Annotated in this window: 22 protein-coding genes; 12 read left to right on the top strand and 10 right to left on the bottom strand. The window is 49.7% G+C overall.

Annotated features, from left to right (window positions below; genetic code table 11):
• Nucleotides 1-8: 8 nt before the first annotated feature.
• A complete protein-coding gene (locus tag JUB14_RS12405) occupies nt 9-359 on the bottom strand; it encodes a hypothetical protein (RefSeq protein WP_207506444.1) in 351 nt (116 codons plus the stop codon).
• Between the two features lie 115 nt (nt 360-474).
• Here JUB14_RS12405 and JUB14_RS12400 point away from each other — a divergent pair, with 115 nt between their 5' ends.
• Genes JUB14_RS12400 through JUB14_RS12390 form a run of 3 tightly spaced genes read left to right on the top strand, consistent with a single transcriptional unit; the run spans nt 475 to nt 3,298 of the window.
• Nucleotides 475-1,383: a lysophospholipid acyltransferase family protein gene (locus tag JUB14_RS12400; protein ID WP_207506442.1), complete on the top strand. Its 909-nt coding sequence runs from the start codon at nt 475-477 to the stop codon at nt 1,381-1,383.
• Nucleotides 1,376-2,362 (top strand): glycosyltransferase family 9 protein, encoded by a 987-nt coding sequence (locus tag JUB14_RS12395; protein ID WP_207506440.1) that lies wholly within the window; start codon nt 1,376-1,378, stop codon nt 2,360-2,362. Before JUB14_RS12400 ends, JUB14_RS12395 begins: the two co-directional genes overlap by 8 nt.
• A 57-nt stretch (nt 2,363-2,419) precedes the next feature.
• Entirely contained in the window at nt 2,420-3,298 is an 879-nt protein-coding gene (locus JUB14_RS12390; RefSeq protein ID WP_207506438.1) for a carbon-nitrogen hydrolase, read from the top strand.
• An 83-nt stretch (nt 3,299-3,381) separates the two neighbouring features.
• On the opposite strand, the gene JUB14_RS12385 is transcribed toward JUB14_RS12390, so the two are convergent.
• Nucleotides 3,382-4,077, bottom strand: coding sequence for an outer membrane beta-barrel protein (locus JUB14_RS12385; RefSeq protein ID WP_207506436.1), 696 nt, complete (start codon nt 4,075-4,077; stop codon nt 3,382-3,384).
• A 488-nt stretch (nt 4,078-4,565) separates the two neighbouring features.
• Here JUB14_RS12385 and JUB14_RS12380 point away from each other — a divergent pair, with 488 nt between their 5' ends.
• Entirely contained in the window at nt 4,566-5,363 is a 798-nt protein-coding gene (locus JUB14_RS12380; RefSeq protein WP_207506434.1) for a DUF3050 domain-containing protein, read from the top strand.
• Nucleotides 5,364-5,613: 250 nt separating this feature from the next.
• Here JUB14_RS12380 and JUB14_RS12375 read toward each other — a convergent pair whose 3' ends face one another.
• Nucleotides 5,614-6,279: an SGNH/GDSL hydrolase family protein gene (locus JUB14_RS12375; protein ID WP_207506432.1), complete on the bottom strand. Its 666-nt coding sequence runs from the start codon at nt 6,277-6,279 to the stop codon at nt 5,614-5,616.
• A gap of 447 nt (nt 6,280-6,726) precedes the next feature.
• Between JUB14_RS12375 and JUB14_RS12370 the strand changes: the two genes are divergently transcribed.
• On the top strand, nt 6,727-7,104 hold the full coding sequence (locus JUB14_RS12370) for an MmcQ/YjbR family DNA-binding protein (protein WP_207506430.1): 378 nt from the start codon (nt 6,727-6,729) through the stop codon (nt 7,102-7,104).
• Here JUB14_RS12370 and JUB14_RS12365 read toward each other — a convergent pair.
• A complete protein-coding gene (locus tag JUB14_RS12365; RefSeq protein ID WP_229367783.1) occupies nt 7,101-8,057 on the bottom strand; it encodes a DUF2279 domain-containing protein in 957 nt (318 codons plus the stop codon). The genes JUB14_RS12370 and JUB14_RS12365 overlap by 4 nt on opposite strands.
• A gap of 264 nt (nt 8,058-8,321) precedes the next feature.
• Between JUB14_RS12365 and JUB14_RS12360 the strand changes: the two genes are divergently transcribed.
• The gene (locus JUB14_RS12360; RefSeq protein ID WP_207506428.1) at nt 8,322-8,885 is read left to right on the top strand and encodes a cupin domain-containing protein; all 564 of its coding nucleotides are present in this window, start codon (nt 8,322-8,324) and stop codon (nt 8,883-8,885) included.
• Between the two features lie 144 nt (nt 8,886-9,029).
• Here JUB14_RS12360 and JUB14_RS12355 read toward each other — a convergent pair whose 3' ends face one another.
• The gene (locus JUB14_RS12355; protein WP_207506426.1) at nt 9,030-9,824 is read right to left on the bottom strand and encodes an SDR family NAD(P)-dependent oxidoreductase; all 795 of its coding nucleotides are present in this window, start codon (nt 9,822-9,824) and stop codon (nt 9,030-9,032) included.
• A gap of 234 nt (nt 9,825-10,058) precedes the next feature.
• On the opposite strand from JUB14_RS12355, the gene JUB14_RS12350 reads away from it, so the two are divergent.
• The 3 genes from JUB14_RS12350 to JUB14_RS12340 all read left to right on the top strand — a co-directional run bounded on the left by JUB14_RS12350 (nt 10,059) and on the right by JUB14_RS12340 (nt 12,439).
• Nucleotides 10,059-10,532 (top strand): DUF2243 domain-containing protein, encoded by a 474-nt coding sequence (locus JUB14_RS12350; protein ID WP_207506424.1) that lies wholly within the window; start codon nt 10,059-10,061, stop codon nt 10,530-10,532.
• Nucleotides 10,533-10,538: 6 nt separating this feature from the next.
• Nucleotides 10,539-11,345, top strand: a complete 807-nt coding sequence (locus JUB14_RS12345) for a cytochrome c oxidase assembly protein (RefSeq protein WP_207506422.1) — start codon at nt 10,539-10,541, stop codon at nt 11,343-11,345.
• A 104-nt stretch (nt 11,346-11,449) separates the two neighbouring features.
• Nucleotides 11,450-12,439, top strand: coding sequence for a phosphotransferase (locus tag JUB14_RS12340; RefSeq protein WP_207506420.1), 990 nt, complete (start codon nt 11,450-11,452; stop codon nt 12,437-12,439).
• A gap of 18 nt (nt 12,440-12,457) precedes the next feature.
• On the opposite strand, the gene JUB14_RS12335 is transcribed toward JUB14_RS12340, so the two are convergent.
• From JUB14_RS12335 to JUB14_RS12315, 5 genes are all read right to left on the bottom strand, one after another.
• On the bottom strand, nt 12,458-13,393 hold the full coding sequence (locus JUB14_RS12335) for a sterol desaturase family protein (RefSeq protein ID WP_207506418.1): 936 nt from the start codon (nt 13,391-13,393) through the stop codon (nt 12,458-12,460).
• Between the two features lie 126 nt (nt 13,394-13,519).
• A complete protein-coding gene (locus tag JUB14_RS12330) occupies nt 13,520-15,427 on the bottom strand; it encodes a sensor histidine kinase, YfiR-like protein-associated (RefSeq protein WP_207506417.1) in 1,908 nt (635 codons plus the stop codon).
• Nucleotides 15,428-15,436: 9 nt separating this feature from the next.
• Nucleotides 15,437-16,018, bottom strand: a complete 582-nt coding sequence (locus JUB14_RS12325; RefSeq protein ID WP_207506416.1) for a TOL_0243 family YfiR-like periplasmic protein — start codon at nt 16,016-16,018, stop codon at nt 15,437-15,439.
• On the bottom strand, nt 16,015-17,802 hold the full coding sequence (locus tag JUB14_RS12320) for a TOL_0244 family TonB-dependent receptor (protein WP_207506415.1): 1,788 nt from the start codon (nt 17,800-17,802) through the stop codon (nt 16,015-16,017). The genes JUB14_RS12325 and JUB14_RS12320 overlap by 4 nt, the downstream gene beginning before the upstream one ends.
• Nucleotides 17,803-17,955: 153 nt before the next feature.
• On the bottom strand, nt 17,956-18,357 hold the full coding sequence (locus JUB14_RS12315) for a response regulator (RefSeq protein WP_207506414.1): 402 nt from the start codon (nt 18,355-18,357) through the stop codon (nt 17,956-17,958).
• Nucleotides 18,358-18,755: 398 nt separating this feature from the next.
• Here JUB14_RS12315 and JUB14_RS12310 point away from each other — a divergent pair, with 398 nt between their 5' ends.
• From JUB14_RS12310 to JUB14_RS12300, 3 genes are all read left to right on the top strand, one after another.
• Nucleotides 18,756-19,835, top strand: a complete 1,080-nt coding sequence (locus JUB14_RS12310) for an agmatine deiminase family protein (RefSeq protein ID WP_229367779.1) — start codon at nt 18,756-18,758, stop codon at nt 19,833-19,835.
• A gap of 22 nt (nt 19,836-19,857) precedes the next feature.
• Nucleotides 19,858-20,550: a hypothetical protein gene (locus JUB14_RS12305; RefSeq protein ID WP_207506413.1), complete on the top strand. Its 693-nt coding sequence runs from the start codon at nt 19,858-19,860 to the stop codon at nt 20,548-20,550.
• A gap of 127 nt (nt 20,551-20,677) precedes the next feature.
• Nucleotides 20,678-22,993 carry a peptidylprolyl isomerase gene (locus JUB14_RS12300; RefSeq protein ID WP_207506411.1) on the top strand — a complete coding sequence of 772 codons (2,316 nt, stop codon included), beginning with the start codon at nt 20,678-20,680 and terminating at the stop codon, nt 22,991-22,993.
• Nucleotides 22,994-23,009: the final 16 nt, after the last annotated feature.

The raw sequence follows: 23,009 nt of genomic DNA, 5'->3' as shown, positions 1-23,009 counted from the left end.
TGGTTATACTACGACAGCCAGCGTAGCAGCCAGGTCCAGTCCAGATCCGGTGTAATACCCCGACCTTTGAATTCCAGAAAATAAATGATAGCTGCCAGGAACAGGTAGCTCACGAACAGCCACTTCTTCTTCTGTTCGTACACCTGCGGGTGATGGAAGTACTCGTATACCATGGAGGCCGAAAATCCTACTACCATCAGCATGATGGACAGCATCCCACAATCAGACCGATAGTGTTTATACAGAGCCAGTGCTGGGGCTCCCAGCACCAGATACATCAGCCACATCCCAAATCCCATTCTGTACAGATACATGCTGAGGCGACGGTCGTTCTTTATATCAAATAATCCTTCAAACATAAGTACTTATAGCATGTTGGAATAAGTGAAGGTATCAACTATACCGTACAATTCCAATTTCTGCTGAATCCTTACGGATTTAGCGTATTTTTGTAAAAATATTTCCCTACGAAAGTTGCTTAACAACCTGTTCATAGTATTACTTAATGCCCTTTCGCACCTGTCGTGGAGTGCCTTATACCGCATTTCAGATGGTCTGAGCTGGCTTATTTTCAACGTAGTCGGGTACCGAAAGAAAGTGATCTGGCAAAATCTTCGAAATAGCTTCCCGGATAAAAACGATCAACAGCTCCAGCCTATTGCCAAAGCATTCTACCGACACTTCACTGATCTTATTGTAGAAACCCTTAAATTACGCCGGGCCTCCGCTCAGGAAGTACAGGAACGACTCGTAGGGAATACCTCTGTCATTGATGATCTCTACGCCCGTGGTAAGAGCGCGGTATTTGTACTGGGACACCGGGGCAACTGGGAACTGGCTAATCTATTCGCATCAGCTACGTTTAAGCATGAGTGTATAGTAGTATATAAACCGCTCAGCAACCCGACGTTTGAGGAGTGGTTCCGGCAGATGCGTACCCGTTTTGGGGGTACTATGGTACCCATGCGCGAAATTTACAGTGAGCTACTCACGCCCCGTACCCGGCCGTACCTCCTGTTCCTGGTCAATGATCAGTCGCCCAATCCTAAGTCGGCCTACTGGACGCGCTTCCTTCATCAGGATACGGGTGTATACCGGGGGGTGGAATCCATAGCCCGTAAGTACGAATTACCCGTAGTATATGCTGACCTCCGCCGGGATGAAGAGCGCCGGGGCCACTATTGGCTGGATATTACCCCCATTACCGAACATCCGGAGGAAGTACCACTTAATGGAGTGCTGGAAAAACAGATAACAATACTTGAGCGTGATATCATAAAGCAGCCGGGCAACTGGCTGTGGAGCCACAAGCGCTGGAAACACCAGCGTCCGGCCAAACTACAACCCGAACAACTACTGGAAGTCAGACAAGATCGTGAGTAGTCCAACCAAGTTCCTGATCCTACGGTTTTCATCCATTGGGGATATTGTCCTTACAACGCCCGTTATACGTTGTCTGAAGGAGCAGTACCCCGGTGCCGAAATCCACTTCTGCACCAAAGCCCAGTACCGGTTTACGCTGGAGGCTAACCCGTTTATTGATAAACTGTGGTGCCTTGATGGGAGCCTGGGCGATCTGATGTCGCAGCTCAGGAAAGAGAAGTTTGACTATATCATTGACCTTCACAATAACCTGCGCACGCTCCGCATCAAGCTGGCACTGGGGGTAAAGGCATTCAGTTTTCCCAAGCTCAACGTACAGAAGTGGCTGCTCACGCGCTTCAAGATCAATACGCTGCCGCAGGTACATATTGTGGACCGTTATATGTCGACGGTCACTCCTCTAGGGATGATCAATGATGAAAAAGGCCTTGACTACTTCATACCCTACCGCGACGAGGTAGAGCTGGAATGGATACCTGCCACCCACCGCAAAGGCTACGTAGCCTATGCCATCGGGGGCCAGCATAACACCAAGAAACTACCCACCCGGCGCATTATAGAACTATGCCGCAAGATCAACTACCCCATCATTCTGCTCGGAGGGAAGGAAGATGCCGAGGCCGGTGAAGAGGTAAGTAAGTACCTGGGCGATGCTCTTATATTTAACGCTTGTGGCAAGTGCAACTTTAATCAGTCGGCTTCGCTGCTCAAACAGTCTCGTCTGGTATTTACGCACGACACTGGTCTGATGCACGTAGCTGCCGCCTTCAAGAAGAAGACGTACTCCATCTGGGGTAATACCATTCCGCACTTTGGGATGTACCCTTACAAGACACCTTTCGTAGTACTGGAAAATACTACGCTCAGGTGCCGTCCCTGCTCCAAGATCGGCTACAAACGCTGCCCGCTGGGCCACTTTAAGTGCATGAACGATATTCCCTTCAATTTTGAATTAAGAGAACTACGAAGGAGAAAATAGGGTTATCAAGGGAGCAATCTTGTAGTATTAAACCGTTGATATTCCAACTACTGATCAATGAATAAAAAAGTAAACGTAGGGATCGTACAGATGAGCTGTACGGATGATGTACAGGCCAACGTGCAGAAAGCCTCTGAGAAGGTACGCGAAGCCGCGGCCAAAGGCGCTCAGATCGTGTGTCTGCAGGAGCTGTTTACCTCACTGTACTTCTGTGATGTCGAAAGTCACGCCAACTTCAGCCTGGCCGAAGCCATACCCGGTCCTACGACCAATCATATGAGTGAGCTGGCCAGGGAACTGGGCGTGGTTATCATCGCGTCGCTGTTTGAAAAGCGGGCCCACGGACTTTACCATAACACGACCGCTGTACTGGATGCCGATGGTACCTACCTGGGCAAGTACCGCAAGATGCACATACCCGATGATCCGGGCTACTACGAGAAGTTCTACTTTACACCCGGTGATCTGGGTTATAAGGTATTTAAGACCAAGTACGCGACCTTTGGTGTACTGATCTGCTGGGACCAGTGGTACCCCGAAGCAGCCCGTATTACCAGTCTCATGGGTGCCGAGATTCTCTTCTACCCTACCGCGATCGGCTGGGATACCAATGAAACAGATCCTGCTACTAACGAGGAGCAGTACGGAGCCTGGCAGACCATCCAGCGCGGCCATGCCGTAGCCAATGGCGTATACGTAGTAGCCGTCAACCGCGTAGGCCGCGAAGCCGACCAGCAGTTCTGGGGGGGATCATTCGTAGCCAATCCGCACGGACGCCTGCTTTATCAGGCCCCGCACGACGAAGAACTGGTACACGTACAGGAGCTTGATCTGGAAAAGCTGGATCACTACCGCACTACCTGGCCATACTTCCGCGACCGTCGTATTGACTCGTATCAGCCTATCACCAAACGATATATCGATCAGGAGGATTAATCCATTACCTGCTCAAAAGAGAAAAAAGCACGCCTCTACCTGGAAGCGTGCTTTTATTATTTATAGCAACCTAACTCTCAATATCAAAAACCAAATCCGGCTGTCAGCTGCCAGAGTGACGAACGGACCGCCAGCGGATCTTCCACCGTTGAGATACCCTTCAAACTACTCATGCTGCCTTCACGACGGAGGTCCAGTTGTACCCCCTGAAAAGTAAAACCTATGCCGGCCTGGTAGCCAAACTTAGCCTGCTGGCTGGTCTGGGCGATAGACTGGTTGGAGTACTTCTTCACCGCTTCTTTCAGATTACCATCCATTACCGTCAGCGAAGCCATAGGTCCGGCGTTGATCCGGAAAGAGCCCAGCCGGAGTCCCAGCAACAGAGGCAGATCAATGGTACCTACCTTGGCGTTGAACGACTGGGTTTCGAGGCCATCCCGGATCAGGTTCATCTTACCACCCTTTACCGACAGTAGTACTTCGGGCTGCAGGTAAAGCATCCGGCCGATGCGGGCATAGATACCACCAACTATACCCGTCGAGTGGCTGTCGTTCTGCTGAAAGAAGTCATAGACTACATTCCCGCCCGACATGACCGGTAGTCCGTCCTGGGTCAGGCGGGGAGTCTTGTACGACAGGTCATCAATCTGGGAATAGTTAGCACCTACCTTCAGACCCACTGTAAACCGGGGGCCTTTGGACTGGGCGTAGCTATTCAGGGACAGCAGGAGAATCATCCCTGCCAGAGACAGGGCACTAGTAAAGATTTTAAAGTTCATGGCTAATAGATGTATTGGACTCATAGCGTATAGCTACGATACAAAAGTAGCTGCCTCCCGAGTACCTGCACAGAGCATATGGTATCAACTGGTAAATTATAGACTTCAATGGTAGATTTTCCTGTCCAAAGTGACACGGACCACCCATGAAACGTACTCTCCATTCCATCTGATAATCTTACTACTCCTTCCGGGTGGTACTCTATATGTTCAGATACATCTACCTGATACTAGCACTTCCATCCTCTTTCTGGAACAGGTTTTTCAAACTCTGTCTTTTCAATTCTTACTCTAAGGACACAGTCATGAAAAAGCCAGTTACCCGGAGTACCTAATACGAAGTAGTAAAGCGAGTCTGTTTAGTAGTAAGCCTTATGGGATAGTACTACGCACCTTCTCAAGAAGAAGGGGTATTTATTTCAAAACCTTTTAGTACTCTAGTCTATTTTACGGTATACCATCATTGATGGCCCTAACTATCCATATCTATGAGTCAGACTTTCAGCCCCCGAATTCAACGCCTACGCGACGACATAGAGCCGCTGCGCCAGCAACTGGTCAGCCACCCCGTATACAACCACATCCGGTCGCTGGACGACCTCCGTATCTTCATGGAGATCCATGTCTTTGCCGTGTGGGACTATATGTCGCTCCTGAAAGCTCTGCAGCGCGCCCTGACCTGCGTGACACTGCCTTGGATGCCTGGCGGAGCCCCACATATACGTTACCACATTAACAAGATAGTACTCGAGGAAGAAAGCAATATAGACCCGCAGGGACGGCACCTGAGCCACTTTGAACTGTACCTGGAAGCCATGAAAATAGCCGGAGCCAGCACCAGTCGTATTCAGAGCCTGCTGGATGACCTGCGCTCGGGTACTCCGTTGATTGATGCACTGGAGCAGGCCCATACGCCGGCGCAGGAATTTGTGCTTCAGACTTTTGATATCATCGACAATAGTGTGGTACCGGTGCAGGCGGCAGTCTTTACTTTTGGCCGCGAAGATCTTATACCCGATATGTACCTGAGCATCGTCAGGAAACTCAGCGAAAGCTTTCCCGAGCAGGTGGGGCTATTTCAGTTCTACCTTGAGCGCTTTATGGAAATAGGAGTCGACCACCACTCACACCTGGCCTACCAGATGACCGAGGAGCTGTGTCTGGACGATGATACACTCTGGCAGAAAGCCACTGAGGCCGTACAAAATTCCCTCACCTACCGCCTCCGCCTCTGGGATGCCATTATGCTGGCCATTACGACCAAGAAGGAGGAATATCTGGCGTAGGTAGAATTCAAGGTACATTGTAAAATAGCAAAAGCCCCATCAGTAGATCAGATGGGGCTTTTGCTATTTTAAGTTCTTTGAAGATAAAGCTACGGAGCATTTCTTCTATTCAACAGGCAGAAGCAAGGAGCTTCAGAATCAAATATGGGAATTAAGGGTTAGGAAGAGATATTTGGTATCGTTAAAGCTTCTTTAATTAAGCTACTTCATATTTTCTTCCGCTCACTCCTGGAGATTAGAGTAGTACTTATTAATTACTAGCCACTTCAAACTGACTTATAATTTCTGGAAAAAGTATATCCGTAATCATTTTCTGACCTTCCGAATTAAGGTGGATATAATCTACAAATAAGTCATCGGACTGCTTATTGATATCCATCACCATCCGTATATTATTCCTATTACAAAACTCTATAATCTTTTGACCTTCCTGATCATACCTTTTATTATGTGCTTCTTCCTGCGTCGCATGGAGGTATACGATCAACGGTATGCCTTTCTGGTTTGATAATTCATAAAAAAAAGTCCATCCCGGATTAAGCTCAGAAACCATCTTTTTGCTGGACGCAGGCTCTTCCTTATGTAAGAAGGTACTAATCCTTGGAAGCACCATCCGTTTGAAAAAAGCTATTGTCGCTAATGATTCATTCTTATCAGGTTTCTGCAGCTCTACACCTACTACTTTGTTAAACTCCATAGTATCACCGGCATCATGGCTGTTGTAGACCAAGCAAATAAGATCGGCATCAAAATCACCGTGCTTTTGAATGAAAGCCATACCGTTATCCGGTCCCCAGGTACCTGCCGAAATATTCAGGACCTGAAAAGAGTCAGTATTAAAGTACCCATTGATACTGTTTTCTAGTAAGGTCGAAGCCAGGTTTTCATTAGGTACCAGATTACCTCCGTTTAACACGCTGTCACCTATAAGTAGTATCTTTCTTTTTGAAGAACTTACTGGCTGGCTCCTCATGCCATAGCTATTTGTAAAGAAGTGATTCCGGTAAATAAATAGGTCCTGGTCAGCACGCTGGATATACTCGTACTGGGAATCCTCTTTGTATAAAGGAAAGTTGTGAAAGCCTAACCATCTTAATCCAAGTTCCAGTACTAGTACTAAAACCAGAAGGGTAAGAATAGATATTCTAACGTACTTCATGAAGCTACTTATTGAGTGTGGATGTGTAATATTACTAGGTCAGCCTACTGCTTACAAGCGAATATTATCTAGTGGTCATATTGATGCATAATCAATAAATACCTGTTTCTTTATTACTGAAAAGCCTGTTCATAAAGAGAAATGAGTACGTATCAGACTCCCGCTTTACTAATTTGCTTCACTTTTACAACTGATCTTATTAGGATGATATCTACTGAAACCTTCCGCCAGCTAGCCCTCTCGTTCCCGGAGGCAACGGAGCAGCCGCACTTTGAGAAGCCTTCTTTTCGGGTAGGCAAACGGATCTTTGCCACACTGGATGTGCCGAATCAACTGGCTACGCTTAAACTCTCCGAACGGGATCAGGATCTTTTCTCGGTATATGACCGAACCATTATCTACCCTGTACCCAATAAGTGGGGCAAGCAGGGCTGGACGCGGGTAGACCTGGCGCGGGTACCTGAGCCTATGCTCCGTGACGCTCTGACGGCTGCTTACTGCGAAGTGGCTCCTGCCAGGCTGGCCGCTGCCACGGTGGCCGCTGCGGTGAAGTCACAGACTCAGGCAGAGGGGGAAGGTTAGTAGAAGAGGGGCCGAAAGACAAAGCCTTGCTTTCGGTTGTACTCCAGGGCCGGTGCGGGCAGGTGAAAAGCACTGACGATGTTGAATACCGTTTTCAGTACCTTACTGCGGGTTTTGATATTCATCAGGTTCAGGTCCAGCGTGAGGTAGTACTGTCGGTACGAGTCATAGCCCAGCCTCCGGTTTTCGGCCGGACTTCCGGCTACCATTTCACTGGCTCCATAGCCCACCGCTATATTCAGCCACTTCGGAAAGCGGTTTCCTTTGGGCAGAAAAGCGGACAGATCCGCTGCCAGCCAGTAGGTCTGTCCGTTGTAGTCTTTCAGCATCTGTTCAAAGTAGTGGTCACCCACCTCCATGACGCGCGCCGTTTCGATATTCGTTTTATGGAATGAAAACTTGGGCATGATCCGTACCTCGTCCCACAGGTGGTACTGCGCCCATACAGCCGCCGACCCTAGCGTATTGGCCCCAACGTCACTGATCGAGGCCCCGTAGGTTTCGCTATATGCATCAAATATCTCAATCGGCGTCTGGAGTACTACTCCTACCAGACTACCGTACAGGATAGCCTTCTTATCGGGTACTCCCGCCCAATGGAGTACGTCTATCCCCGCACGGCTCTGATGAAAGGCCGTCCAGAAGTGTCCCGCTTTATCCACCTGATTCCAGTGGGGAAGGTCGTTGTGGAAGTAGAAGGTAGAGCGTGGTTCGTCCTGCTGGTACCAGGCATTGTTCAGCAGGATAAGGCTGGTGGTATAGCCGGCAGCAAAGCCGGTAATGACACCAATCTGACGATTTCTTTTTTGTATGCGGGTCAGGGAGTCGGACTGAAAGGCAAACGCCGACGTAGCAGATAACAGGAGCGCCGTAAAAATAACGTAGATCCAGCCGAGGGACAATCCGGATTGCTTTCCTATGGAAGTAACTGCTAACGTACTGTTTCTGATCAACCTGGTTTGCTTTTAATTTAAAAATACCTCTTAGAAACTGGTACTAAGGGTAACCTGCTGTTCTAAAGTAATGTTTGACGGGGTGCAGTCGCTATTAAAGAACTACCGCCAGCGGCACTTTACTTTTATTTTCATTATCAGTACCTTAGAGTAGCTATTTATCTGCCTCCAACTGCCCTCCCTATTCCTGACAGGTCTGCCTGTACTTACCTTCCCTACTAAGTGTCGGGTCTGTTGCAAATTCACCCCTGAAAAGACTTTGCTATGAAAAGAAGAAAGCTGATTTCGGCAGTACTTTCCCTCGTTCCAACTCTCATTACTGCCTCTGCCCTAGCCCTTCGAAAGCAGCGGCCGGAGGAAGGGTTTAAGGTCAATGCGGGAGAAGGACGGTACCACGGACACATCCGGCTGAAAGGCGTCAACTCCAATATACTGGATGTAAAAGTGTCCGGAAAGGATACGGATGGGGAGCTGGCAATTTTTGAACAAACGGGGCTGTCGCCCGGACGAGGTACTCCTCTGCATATACATCCTTTTCAAGACGAGATATTTTATGTACTGGAAGGAGAATACTTTTTTAAAGTAGGTGGTGATACGCATCGGCTGCGGCAGGGCGATACTATCTTTCTGCCGCGCAAGGTACCTCATGCCTGGACACAGGTAAGCGTACAGGCCCGGATGTCGGTAACGGTGCAGCCGGCAGGTAAGCTAGAAGAGTTTTTTGTAAAGATGGCCTCTCTGGACCAAGAACCTACCCCGCAGCAAGTGGCTAAGCTATTCTTGGACCATCAAATGCAGGTAGTAGGCCCACCGCTGAAAGTAGAGTGAATATAGACTTGGTACGAACAACAAGCTTTCTTCTATCTATACAGGCGACTATTACTGGTACCCAGCTATTTATATAGTACTATAAACAAAGAAGGTCGGGAGTTCCCGGCCTTCTTCATGGTTACCACATTTTTATATATGCTTCTAGAAAGCTGATTTAAAGACTCCTCCATCCACTCGTAGGGCCGCACCATTGGTAGCTGATGAGAGCGGACTGGCCACATAGGTAACTAGATTGGCTATCTCGTCGACCGTGGCGAAGCGCTGGATGATAGAAGAGGGGCGCGCAGTACGGAAGAAATCAGCCTCCGCCTCTTCGGTAGTAACTCCTTTCTCACGGGCCAGGCTGGCTACAAAATCCCCTACTCCTTCGGAGCGGGTGGGACCGGGCAGGATAGCATTGACCGTTACGTTGGTACCACGGGTAAGTTCAGCCAGTCCCCGGCTTACGGCTAGTTGGGCGGTCTTGGTCATTCCGTAGTGGATCATTTCCTCCGGAATATTAATCCCTGACTCGCTCGAAATAAAGATAATCCGCCCCCAGTTGGCTTCCAGCATCCGGGGCAAATAGTGCCGCGACAATCGAACACCGCTCAGTACATTGATCTCGTAGAAACGTAGCCAATCCTCATCGGGTATGTCGGTAAACTGCTTAGGCTCAAATATCCCGACATTATTAATCAGGATATCAACGGAGGGGAATTTCTGTGTGATAACGGCAGCCTCATCGGCACTGGCAAAATTGGCTGCGACACCATCCACAGTAGCATTGGGATATTCGCCCTTTAACTTATTGATGCCCTCATCCACCCGGGCCTGGGTACGTCCGTTGATAATGACTGATGCGCCTTCCCGTATGAGATGACGGGCAATAGCAAAACCAATTCCACCGGTGGAGCCGGTTACGAGGGCGGTTTTCTCCTGAAGCTGTGTGTTCATTAGAGTTGAGTATATGAGTTAGTATAGCCTTATTAACTCCTGCCTGTTTGTTGCAGTTCGCGCTTCTGCTGTTAAATATTCCTGCGCTGGCTCCTACATAGGCTTGATGGTGCCGTTGCTTTTCCTATGCGCTGTGGTAGTGTCTCCCGGATTCTCAGCCTGTATAAGTCCGGTAACAAAAAGCAGGTTTAGCGGTTAGACCTTATCAAACAGGTGCAGTTAAACTCTTTCAGGATGGATACGACACAGAAGGGAAATCTGGAACCGGCGCGATCCATGCGGGCCGCTCTGCTGATTGGTATTGGTATCATGGCCGCCCTGGACGAAATCATTTTCCATCAGTTCCTGGGCTGGCACCACTTCTACGACCGCTCTACTACCGAAGTAGGGCTGCTGACCGACGGACTGTTGCACTCCGCCGAACTGGTAGCCATTGTAGCCGGTTTCTTCCTGTTTTCGGACTTGCGTCGCCGGCATAGCTTTGTACCTTTGCGGGGCTGGGCTGGGTTTTTCATCGGGGCGGGGGGCTTTCAGCTTTTTGATGGCATAGTAGATCATAAGTTGCTGCGCGTCCATCAGGTACGGTACAATGTCGACATTCTCCCCTACGACCTCGCCTGGAATGGGGCTGCCCTGATCCTGCTTATTATCGGTTTGGTACTGTTAAGGCGGGCCAAAGCCACCGAACGATCTGGAACCGTTGCCTGATGTACCATGCATGAGCATCATCCACACCATGCCGAGTCGACTACACTCGGAGCTTATTTGCCCCTGGTACTACTGCTCTTCGTAGCGGCTATATACCTGTCGGCGGTATGGCGACTCATACAAAGGCACCGGAACTGGAACCTCTGGCGTACAATGAGTTTTATAAGCGGTATAATACTGCTTGCCGTAGCCATGTCGCCCGCTATGATGAGCTACGCGCATGCTGACTTCCGGGGACATATGCTGATGCACCTCCTGATCGGAATGCTGGCGCCGCTGGGCCTGGTACTGGGGGCTCCTATTACGCTGGCGCTCAAATCGCTACCACTCAAGGGGGGCCGTACCCTGACCGCCATCCTGCGCAGTCAGCCCCTTTACTTCCTGAGTCACCCCATCACAACGCTCCTGCTGAATATCGGTGGGATGTACCTGTTGTACCTGACGCCCCTGTACAATGCCACCCTGACCAGTCCCGCGCTGCATTACCTGATTCATATTCACTTTCTGACGGCGGGTTTCCTCTTTACCTGGTCCATCGCGGGTCCCGATCCTGCCCCATGTCGTCCTGGCCTTCAGCTCAGGGTAATGGTACTGTTTGTTAGTATAGCGGCCCATGCGTACCTGAGTAAGGCCATGTATGCCTACCTGTATCCACGCCACTCGCCGCACCCGGCCGAAGAGATACAGGCCGGAGCTAAACTAATGTACTACGGGGGCGACCTTTCCGAACTCCTTCTGGCCGTTGCCCTTTTTTCTATCTGGTACCAGAAGCGCCGACACCCACGGTATAGGATGGGCCTGCTGCTCGACTAATTCCCCTTCTTTGTAGGATTAAAAGTAGGTATCAGCTGCTGTTTATTTGCCAGACTGGCGCCTACCTGTATTTCCTGTACCTTTGCCCTCTAATCGCTACGCACATGTCCGTTTTTCCCGTCACCAACTCTACCCTCTCAGCCACTCATGTCGGTCAATTCCTCATCAATACCTACGGATTAAGCCCGGAAACTATATGTACCCTATTCCGTACAGGTATCAATCACTCCTATATCGTGACGGATGGCTCGCGCAAGTTTGTTTTCAGGGTGTACAGCCTCAACTGGCGAACTGAGCAGGAAATAGCCGAGGAACTCCGACTGTTAGACCTCTTACAGGTACAGGGCGTATCGGTATCGTACGCGGTAGCCGACGCGAATGAGCAGCTGATTCAATCTTTACCGGCCCCCGAAGGCCTCCGGTACGGGGTACTATTTACCTTTGCCGAAGGGAAGAAAGTACGGGATTTCTCACTTGAAACCAGCTATCAGCTAGGTGCCCTGATAGCCCGCCTGCACCAGGTAACGGAGGGCCTTATCCTGGACCGGGCTACATACGATCTGGATACGCTGGTACACCTGCCCTATACATACGCCCGCCGCTTCTTCGCCGAAGATAACCCAGAGATGCAGTACATCCGGAAAGCAGAAGACTATCTACGCGCTGAGTTTGATAAGATAGACGTTTCACAGGTTAGACGGGGCGCCGTTCACCTAGACCTGTGGTACGACAACATGAACATTACCAACACCTTGGAGATCACTCTGTTTGATTTTGATTTCTGCGGCAATGGGTACCTGTTCTATGATCTGGCCTACACCATTATGCAGTTGTATTATACCGAACCGGACAAGGAGAAGTACCAGAAAAAGCTCGAGAGTTTTCTGGCGGGCTATGAGTCTATAACTCCTATCTATGCAGAGGAGAAAAAATGGCTCTCCCTGGCGGGGTTGGCTATCTGGATATTTTACCTGGGGGTACAGTCACAGCGATTTGACAACTGGTCCAATGTCTTTTTGAGTGAAAACTACCTGAAGAGGTACATCGGGATGGCTAAGGAGTGGCTCCACTATAATGAGGTCCAGATCCAGTAGCCTTTACATTATCTTACATTATCTATTCGTTTCAGCGTAGGGTGAAGAAATTTCATTGACCTGCTTTACCCCGATCTTTGGTTCTGAACCAATGGCTTGCCGCATCTGCCCGGTAGTCTGCCGGGAGCCGTCGTGACTCCATCCCGGAGGGCCGAATACATATCCCAGGGCAGCCCGTAGCGAAGGGGCTTTGACTACATCCCGGCCTATATCCATCCACTCGTGCAGCGCAATCTGGAAAGGGTTGTAGGTATTGATATTTGTAGTGAGCCCGTAACGGGGACGTTTGCCTTCTTCCTGAAACGTACCAAACATCCGGTCCCAGATGATCAGGATACCCGCGTGGTTTTTGTCGAGGTACTCTACGTCGGAGCCGTGATGAACGCGGTGGTGCGAAGGGGTATTGAAAATAAACTCAATCAACCGGGGTAGCTTTCCAACGGCTTCGGTATGGATAAAAAACTGGTACAACAGACTGATGGACTGCATCAGGATTACATCCACCGGGTGGAAGCCCAGCAGCGGCATCCAGAGGTAAAAAATAAAACTTCCGGAGAGGTTGCCGGTCCAGGTCTGCCGCAGGGCCGTTCCCAGATTATAAAACTGCGACGAGTGATGTACTACATGCGAAGCCCAGAAGTAGCGTACCCCGTGGCTGGTACGGTGAAACCAGTAGTAGCTGAAATCGTCGGCGAAGAAGATAGCCACCCAGTACCACCACTGCATACGGTCCGGCTCAAAGAGTCGGAACTGGTAAAACAGCGTAACGGCCCCGAATACCACTGCCTTGGACACAATGCCCGTGATCACGTTACCAATGCCCATAGACAGGCTGCTGACCGTATCTTTGGTCTGGTAGTGGTCGTGGTGCCGCTGCAAATGACGCAGGTACAGAACTTCAATGATAATAGACCCTACAAAAACCGGAACGGCGTAGAGAATGATGTCTTTCATAGTATGATGAAGTATAGTGCTTTATAGCAATAATGTCTTTCTATTTAATCTGGTCGCTCTATCGGAGCAATTGATATCAAGTACCTGATAAACAAGATCTTTCAAGGATTGATTGCACCTGGTTTGTCAGAGGGCTGCCTTAGGTATCGCTACTTCTGAATAAACGGGGAGTACAATAGTAAAGGTGGCTCCCTGCCCGGGTATACTGCTGGCCGTAATAGTACCTTTATGATTCTCGGCAATTTTCCGGCAGATGGCCAACCCAATACCAGTGCCCGCGTATTTCTTCTGGTCGTTCAGGCGCTGAAAAATCGTGAATATTTTCTGGCTGTACTGGGCTTCAAACCCAATGCCATTATCCGCCACTTTGATCACCCAATACTTCTCCTCCCCGGGTAGATTTGGAAAGAGCTTCCGGGAGCTATCCGATAACTCCTCCACCGTAATCCGGATGATGGGACTTTCCTGACAGAATTTCAGGGCATTACTGATCAGGTTAGCGAATAGCTGCCCCAGTTGATGAGGGATACCTTTCACGACCGGTAACGCCGGACAAATAATGGTGGCTCCTTTCTGCTGAATAAGCATTTCAAAATCAGATTTAACCAACTCCATCGTCTCGTTCAGGTCAGTTTCGACAAATCCTTCTTCAATCCGGGACAAACGGGAGTAACTAAGCAAATCTCTGATCAGCAACGTCATACGCTCGGCCGAGGCGTGTATCTTTTCCAGGTACTTTGATGCTTCCTCCCCTTCATGCCGCCTGCTCTTTACCAGATCAGTAAATATCTGAATCTTGCGGAGCGGCTCCTGCAGATCATGCGAAGCCACGTAGGCAAACTGCTCCAGTTCTATGTTGGACTTGACCAGCTCTTCGTTTGCTACTTTTAACTTTTCATTGGCCTCCATGATATTCGAGATATCATGCAATATGAATAAAACGCTATATACCTTTCCGGCCTCTTTCAGCGGAACAAAATGGGATTCAAAATAACCGGGGATTATCGCTGAGCGCGTATTTGGGTTGTGCACATAGGTACCCTGCAGGGCTTTCTGAATATCCTGATGTATATTAGAGCCAACCGTTTGCGGAAAAACCTCCGTATACTTTCGTCCCACTATCTCGCTGCGATCTATTTTATAAATCTGTTCAAAACTTTTGTTGACAATGGTATAGCGCATCTGGGTATCCATTACTGCTATCACATGGACCGAGGATTCCAGGATCGTTTCAACAAAATCGTTTTTCTTGAGTAGCTCCTGATTGGCTACCTCCAGCTCCAGGGTTCGCTCACGTACTTTCTGTTCCAGTCTTGCATTGAACGAAGTGATCTGACGGTTCTGCTCCTCTATCTGCCTGAGCATGTTATTAAAAGCATCGGTCAGATTACCTATCTCATCGTTCCCTACTTTGGTAGCCCGTACCGAATAATCAAAGTTTTGTGAAACCTTCCCGGCCGTCTGGGCCAGAGATAGTATGGGACCCGATATTTCTTTCTGAAGTTCCTGAGAAAGAAAATAAGCCAGCAGGAAGGAAACTGCAATTACCCCAAGCGCTATCAGGCCATACAGCTGAAACCGCTGGTACATGGCGAACATATCCTGTCTGATAAATAACGTACCCAGCCGTCTTCCTCCCTGTACCACCGGCTGAAAGCCTTCCAGGTGCGTAGCCGTAAACGAATAACCATCCGTCCCCGGAGCAGGTGGAAACTCCTGCGCTGAAAGGGTATCAGGGTACTTTGAAAAAAGGTTACCCTGCACATCATACAAGGCGGCTGCGACGATATGCTCTTCGGCCAGTAAGGCATGCAGAATCTCGTTGCCTTCCCGCGCATCATCGAAAGCCAGAGCCGCCGAACTATTGGTGGCGATAATCTTGCCAATGGTAGAAAGCTGTGACCGGGTAGACTCGCGATAGGTAATGGACTCGTAAACAAAAAAAGAAGCACATGTCAACAACAGAACAGCTCCGCTTGTCAACAGAATGACCCGCATCAGCTTCTTTTGAATAGGTATATCATTCAGCTTCATAGCCATAGATTATTGCACATGTATATCCGCCAGACGGAGTAGTTTAGAGCTGATAGTAAGGCCGGCCCGCCTGGCAGGCTCAGGATTGATCACCAGTCTGATTTTACTGTTCACTGTATAAAATCGAATCATACCCCCCTGTTTGATAAAATTGGGTGAATCACTCACAGTAAGTACGCCCCGATTGGGCGTAAGTATAGGTACTTCCTTGAGAGAATGATTGAAATCAGGATCAATAAACAGGATATGACAGGGCTTGATGTCTTTTAGCTCCGGGTACTGCTCAACTACTATCGGATGGCTTCCTATCTTTTCGCCCGCGACGGTCTCTCTCAGGTACGTACCAAAGGGATTCTCACCTAGTACGCCAATGACCAACGGGGAGTCTACATTTGTAAATGCACTCTCAGGCCAGCTAATAAACTGAGTAAAATTAAAAAGAAATACGGCCTTCACCTTATACTCCAGAGTTGGCTCCGGTTGCGCCCGCAGGGAGAATATAGTACTAAAAAACAAAAGAGCATACCACACCACCCCCATCTTCAGATCGGCCCATGTACCCCCCGAAAATGGCAGAGTCCTTTTGCTCAAAATCGTCCGGTTATTTTAAAATAAACGCTGCGTGGAAATAGAAGTGGACCAAATTCAGCGTGTCGGTCCTTCCACAGGTTCTGCCCGACTACCGCCAACTCCACCTGCTTTATGTTATAAGCCAATCGGGTGTCAAATGTAAAGTAGGCAGGTACACGGGTAGTAGCAATGGTTTGGGGTAAATAATCGAGGTACCGGCTGACAACATCCAACTGCCAGTTGTTTGACAGATCCAGGATGGACTGAAGCAGTACCTGATTCTTTGCGTCGTTACCCAGATAGGCCGGGTCAAAGTTATGGCCGGGCTTGGCGCGCAACTCCTTCATAAAATAGGTATAGCCCCCTCTTAACCGCCACTGGGGAAGCAGCTGGTAATTACCAGCAAACTCAATGCCCCATGATTCCCCCTCGGAGCCATTCTGTATCTGGTAGGTCAGCGTTCCGGGCAGCGCCTCAACACTATATACGTTTCGGTAAATATTGTAAAAGCCCGCCAGTGAGAGAGAAGAAAGCGTGGTAGGCTGGATGCGGTAGCCTACCTCATGGGCAAGAAGCTTCTCTGAATCAAAGTTAGGCCCGCCCGCTACGCTTGGCTTATCGCCGGGAACCGGATAAGCAGGCAGAAAATAATCCACATCTAAGCGTGTTGGCGTTCTGGCTGCCCTTGATACCGCGCCCCATAAGGTACTTGACTCCCTGATCCAGGCCAGACGTACACTGGGCTGAATCTCCCAGCCTGAATATACATTGTGCTGCAGCTTGGTACCCAGGGTCAGCCGGGTCTGACTTCCAAGTTTTATTTCATCCTGAATAAATGCGGTATACAGGGGCAACTTTTTGAACCGGGGCAGAATACCTACGGCATCTGAGCGGAAGTAAGCATCATCACTAGCTAAGCGATACCCGCCCCCCCAAAGAATAGTCTGTTTGGTACCCAGGGCAAAGCGGTGCTGAAAGTCAATATCATAGGTCTTCAGCTCGTCAGAGCCAGCGGATGGGACATCATCACGGTAATACCGGTCAAAGTACAGCTGCAGGCTCAGATCGGAGGTTTGAGAGAAGGCATGTTGCCAGCGACCTAGTATATTCTGTCCGTTAAAATTGGAGTTTTCTCCCGCCGTTTTTCGTATTCCACCGTGCCAGTCCCCCTGCAGGGTATAGTTGTCGGTAGCCGAAGCGTTCCAGTCGGCTCTGAAACCTCCCTGGGTCATGTTCCAGGCGTCACTGTTGGCTGTACCATCCGGCATAAAAGTATAATCCCGGTCAAAGCGCTGACCATAAACCCGGTACGTTAGCTTGTCGCCGATTTTACCTCCGTAGCGAAGCCCCACATTATCCTTAACAAAGGTACCCACCGAGGCGCTAGCGTACAGCCCCTGTGTACCGGCAGCCGATTTGGTAATAATATTTATTACACCGTTTACCGCGTTAGCCCCCCACAGGGTTCCGCCCGGTCCGCTTACTACTTCAATTTTTTCAATATCTTCCAGCAGTACATTCTGTAGCTCCCACAGTACCCCCCCAAAAAAAGGAGTATATACCGAGCGTCCATCAATCATAACCAGAAGCTTATTAGCAAATATAGTGTTGAAGCCCCGGGAGCTGATAATCCAGCCACTCGAGTTGAGCTGGGCCACCTGCAGGTTAGTTACCAGCCGCAGCGCTTCCGGTAAGTTGGTCGCTCCCGAACGCCGTATGGCCTCGCCCGTAATCACCTGAACTGCCGAAGCCGCCTGCGACAGTTTTTGGGGTGTCCGGGAAACCAGAGAGACCTCTATGTTCATGAGTTCTTCCATGGATAATCTTTATAAGATCATCCACAACAGCCGTGTCATCCTGCTGGGCAAAGCCAACCAGCGGCAACAAAACTAAAGATAGCAGACTAGGATAAGGAAGGTACTTCGAAAAACAACGTCGGTAAAGGTTTTTATTCATATTCACCGGTTAGTAGGGTTTGAAAACACCTGACTCAAAATGTCCGAAAGTTTATCGATACTGGGAGGTTTTACAAAAAAGTCGACTGCTCCCAAACGTCTGCATTCCTCCACTGCTACCGGATCGGCCGAAGTAGAGTAAATATAGGTGGGTACAGCAACCAGTCGCTCTATATTTTTAATTTTTAAAAGGCAAAGGAGTCCGTTGCTACCGGGCATATTCATATCAATAAAAATAAAATCCGGTGTAAATGTCGGATTAATTCTTAGCCTTTCTAGCGTGTTATCACCATTTCCTTCGTATATACAGTCTATGGATTCATTCACCAAAGTGAGTGCCAGCCTGAATATTTCCCATTCATCTTCATCATCGTCAATCAGTAAGCATTGTAATGGGTAGTTCATGATCCGTAGTTATGAGGTTGAATATAAAAATAATATTAAAATTTATAAGATCTCTCGATTACCATATTACCCCTAAGCCGTTCCTAACCTACTAGCTGGGTACTTTGTTTCAGACTTGAGTTATAGATCATAATCCATAAAAGTGAGCTTTAAAATGCCTGGCGCAGACAATGAATGTACCCTACCGGAGGATAAAAGGGTAGTAATGTTGGGATTAAATAGAATCTGGTCAATCTGGTAATCACTAATTACAGCAGCTTTATTTCTTACCGGATCAGAACAACCTTTTATAAAAAGGGCAACTTCCTGATGAGGTGACACTTTTTAGCTGGTATTTTGTTCTTTCATTTAGAACTTTGCAGAAAACTAAAACGAAGGATTCTATAAACCATATAGTTTTGGAAAAGACCATACTTTCAGATCAGACCATAACTCCCAAGCAACTGGGCTTCTTTTTCCCGGCTGAGTGGCACCAACACCGGGCTACCTGGCTTACCTTTCCGCATAACGATGCTTCGTGGCAGGATGATAAGCTGGACCGGATGCGTCCGCAGTACCTGGAATTCATCAAGGCCATCAGTCAGGGTGAAAATGTCGGAATCGTAGCCAATGATGAACAACTGAAGCAGTTTATCAGCGAAAGGCTGGATTCCATTGGGGTGGATCTGAATAAGATAGAGTTTGTGGTAAAACCCACCAACGACGCCTGGTGCCGCGACCACGGTCCGGCATTCCTGATTAATCCTGAAACGGGCCAGAAGATGATCATCGACTGGGGGCACAATGCCTGGGGTGGCAAGTATCCTCCCTACGACGATGATGACCGTACCCCCATTGCCATAGCACGGCACCTCGAGCTCCTGGCCATACAGCCGGGTATCATCATGGAAGGTGGCTCGGTAGACTTTAATGGGGCTGGCTCCCTGCTGACCAGTCGTTCCTGCCTGCTCAACCCCAACCGTAACCCCCACCTTAACCAGGGACAGATCGAAGAGTACCTCTACAACTACTACGGCGTAGATCAGGTACTATGGGTGGAAGATGGCATCATAGGCGACGACACCGACGGACATATTGATGATACGGTACGATTCGTGAATGAAGATACGGTGGTTGCCTGCGTGGAGCAGGATAAAAATGATGAGAACTACCAGGTACTGCAGACCAACCTGAAGCTACTGCATCAGATGCGCCTTGTCAATGGCAAGCAGCTCAACGTCATTGAGCTACCTATGCCCAAAGCGGTACTAATAGATAACTTCCGGGCACCCGGCTCTTACGCCAATTTCCTCATTTGCAACGCGGGTGTGATCGTACCGGTATTTAATAATCCCAACGATCAGGTAGCTGTAAATATACTGGAAGAAGCCTTTCCGGATCGTAAGATCATCCCGCTTCTGGCTTCCGAGATTATCTGGGGACAGGGTAGTTTCCACTGCCTCAGCCAGCAGGAACCCGAAGTTACCAGCGTAAAATAATCCGGATTGTTGAGTCCCCTCTATGCCTGAAATAGTAAGTATTTTAAAAAGTGGAGTACTGGCGGGAGTGGCCCTGGCGACTATGGCCTCCTGCCAGGCTCCCAAGCAAACCCTAACCAGCCTGCAGGTTACCTCACTCAAAGCACTGGACCTGGAAGAAACGGTAACCCGCAGCGACGAACTGCTCATGGCCTACTCCCTGACCTCAGTGGATGCCAATGGCAGAGCCATTGAAACCATAAATGGCAGTTGGGGCATCCAGGATACCCGCAAGGGACAACAATTTGATGAAAAAGCTTTTCAGTCTATTCAGATCCCCATCCCCAAAGACGGTAAGCTGATAGCCTCGCTGGTACTGGTGGAGGTAGATGACTACGACCAGGCCCAAAAGACCCTAACCGAGATCCGGAAGTACCACGATATCGTAAAGGTACCCGCCGGCCTGGCCGAGTTGGCCGACATCGCTCTTACGCCCATTAAGTACCTGTCACTGGGCTTATCGGCGGCGGGAGTGGCCTTTCAGCTGGCCGACCGGCTTGACAACGACGACATTCTGGGGCAGCACAGCACCGAGCTGGCTTATCAGAAAGCACTGGTGACGCCACTCGTGCAGGTACCCCTGCAGTTTAAGGGAAATAACCTGGGTAATACCTTCCATTACGAGCTGGCGTATGATCTGCGGACAAGTACGGTACGCCTGAAACCAAAGCGCTGATTTATTGTGTTTTTATCCTGTACCAAAAGCTCCTAACTTTGGGGGCTGTACAATATTTGAACGCTGAACTTGTTTATTATTCTACATGCACACGTTCAGCTTTGCCTAAGAATTTATTTTTGAGTCTATGCGTACCCCCCGTTTGCTTTGGGCACTATCTGCCACTGTTCTTATCGGTTCCTGCAAAACATCAGCTCCTCCTCAGCAGCAGAAAACAGAGGCACCGGTATTGCTTCAGTTAGGTAACCGTACCTTTTCCACCGACGAATTTTTCCAATCCTATACCAAGAATCGCTTTTCGGCCGATTCATCCACGGCTCTGAGCGCCAGTGAGTATTTTGATCTGTATACCAACATGAAGCTGAAAGTACTGGCCGCCCAGCAGGAAGGCCGGGATACTACGGCGGATTTTCAGGAAGAAATAGCTTCTTATAAAGAGCAGCTGGCCAAAAACTACCTCGTAGATAAAAACCTGGTGGAAGAGCTGGCCTCTGAGGCCTACGAGCGCCTCCGGCAGGAAGTACACGCCTCACATATACTGGTGGCTGTACCTCTGGATGCCTCTCCGGCCGATACCCTGTCGGCGTACCGGGCCGCCGTAGTCATGCGGGGGCGCCTCCTGGAGGGAGCTGACTTTGCCGATATGGCCGCTCAGTACTCTAAAGACCCTACGGCTCCCACCAACCGGGGCGACCTGGGGTACTTTACGGCGTTCCAGATGCTGTACCCTCTGGAGACGGCAGCCTATACCCTATCCGTGGGTGAAATATCCCATCCGGTACGTACAACCTCGGGCTACCATCTGATCAAAGTACACGACCGCCGGCCCAGCCGGGGTAAGGTGCGGGTAGCACATATCATGACCCGTACTAATGCCACCGAAGCCGATAAATCCAACGCCAAAAAGCGAATTGACGAAGCCTACGCCCGCCTTCAGAATGGCGAAACCTGGGAGAAAGTAGTAGAGGTGTATTCGGATGATTTCCAGTCGCGCAAGGCGGCCGGTGTGCTCCCGCTCTTCGGAACGGGTGAGATGGTACCTGCCTTTGAGCAGGCGGCCTATGCTCTCGCTGCGCCGGGCAACTACTCTCAGCCCATCCAGACGCCCTACGGCTGGCATATCATCAGGCTGGTAGAGAAGAGAAATCTTGATCCTTATAATATAGTAGCTCCGACACTCCGCCAGAAGGTAGTGACGGATACCCGCGGAAAGCTTATTGACAGAAGTCTGGCCAACCGGCTGCGTGGTCAGTATACCATACGGGAAAACCCCGACGTACTGGCTCAGGCAACCCGACTGGCTGATAGTACGCTGGTAGCCGGTAAATGGACCTATCCCGATCCGCTCCCATCAGCGCTGGCCGGTAAGACCATCGTTACTATTGAGAAGCAGGCAATTCCGGTCAAAGATTTTCTGGAGTACATCCGTACCCACCAGGACCGCCGTACCTCCGGCCCCGCCCAGACCCGTCCTGCGGCGGAGAGAATTTCCCCGGAGGTCATGGTCAACCGCTTTTACAACGATTTCCTCAACGAGCGACTCATTACATACGAACGGGAGCACCTGGAAGAGAAAAATCCTGAATACCGCGCCCTGATCAACGAACTGCGGGAAGGAGTACTCCTTTCGCAGGTTATGGAAAAGAATGTATGGGAGCGCTCCCTAGCCGATTCGGTGGGTCAGCGTCGCCTGTACGAGCAGAATATAGCGAAGTACCAGTTTCCCGAGCGGGCACTAGCCACCGTAGTGGTAGCGACCGATACGGCAGTGCTGCGCGAGGTACGTACTACCCTGTCACAGAACCCCTACCCACTACAGCGTAAGGCGGAGGAGTTACTTTATGAAGCAGGTAAGAGTGAGGTATCGCCCCGGATGCGGGAAAAACTGTTTGAAGTTATGGCGATCATGCTGCGGAATCCGGAGTATGTGGTTGAAGTGTCGGCCTACCGTACCGCCAACGAGCCTGACTCCGTGTCGGCAGCCCGCCTGCGGAATGTAGTCAGATACCTTACCAGCAACAATATTCCGCTTACGCGTATTATGGAAAAAGACCACGGCTCGTTCCGTCCGGTACCGGAGCAGGATCGCAACCGCCGGACTAGTTTCCAGTTTTATAGCCGTTCGAAGCAGGACGTGGAAAGGTCATTCAATGCCCGGAAGGAAGGCTCGGTACGCATAGCCGAAGGATACTTCAGCCGCGATAACGAATACCTCAGCCCGGCACGCTGGGAAACGGGCGACCAAACATATACCCGTAACGGTGAAGTAGTGTGGGTACAAGTCCGGACTATTGAGCCGGCCCGCGCCAAAACATTTGCCGAAGCACGGGGAAGCGTGATCAACGATTACCAGAAAATTCTGGAAAAACAGTGGCTTGATTCGCTTCGGGCCAGGTATCCGGTAAAAGTCAATGAACAAGAGTTAGAAAAACTCGTCCGATAACACTATTTTAGCCAAG

Source organism: Telluribacter humicola, from assembly GCF_017355935.1.
GTDB classification, from domain to species: Bacteria; Bacteroidota; Bacteroidia; order Cytophagales; family Spirosomataceae; genus Telluribacter; species Telluribacter humicola.
Note: the sequence above shows the minus strand (reverse complement) of the source record. Positions and strands in the feature narration are given on the sequence as shown.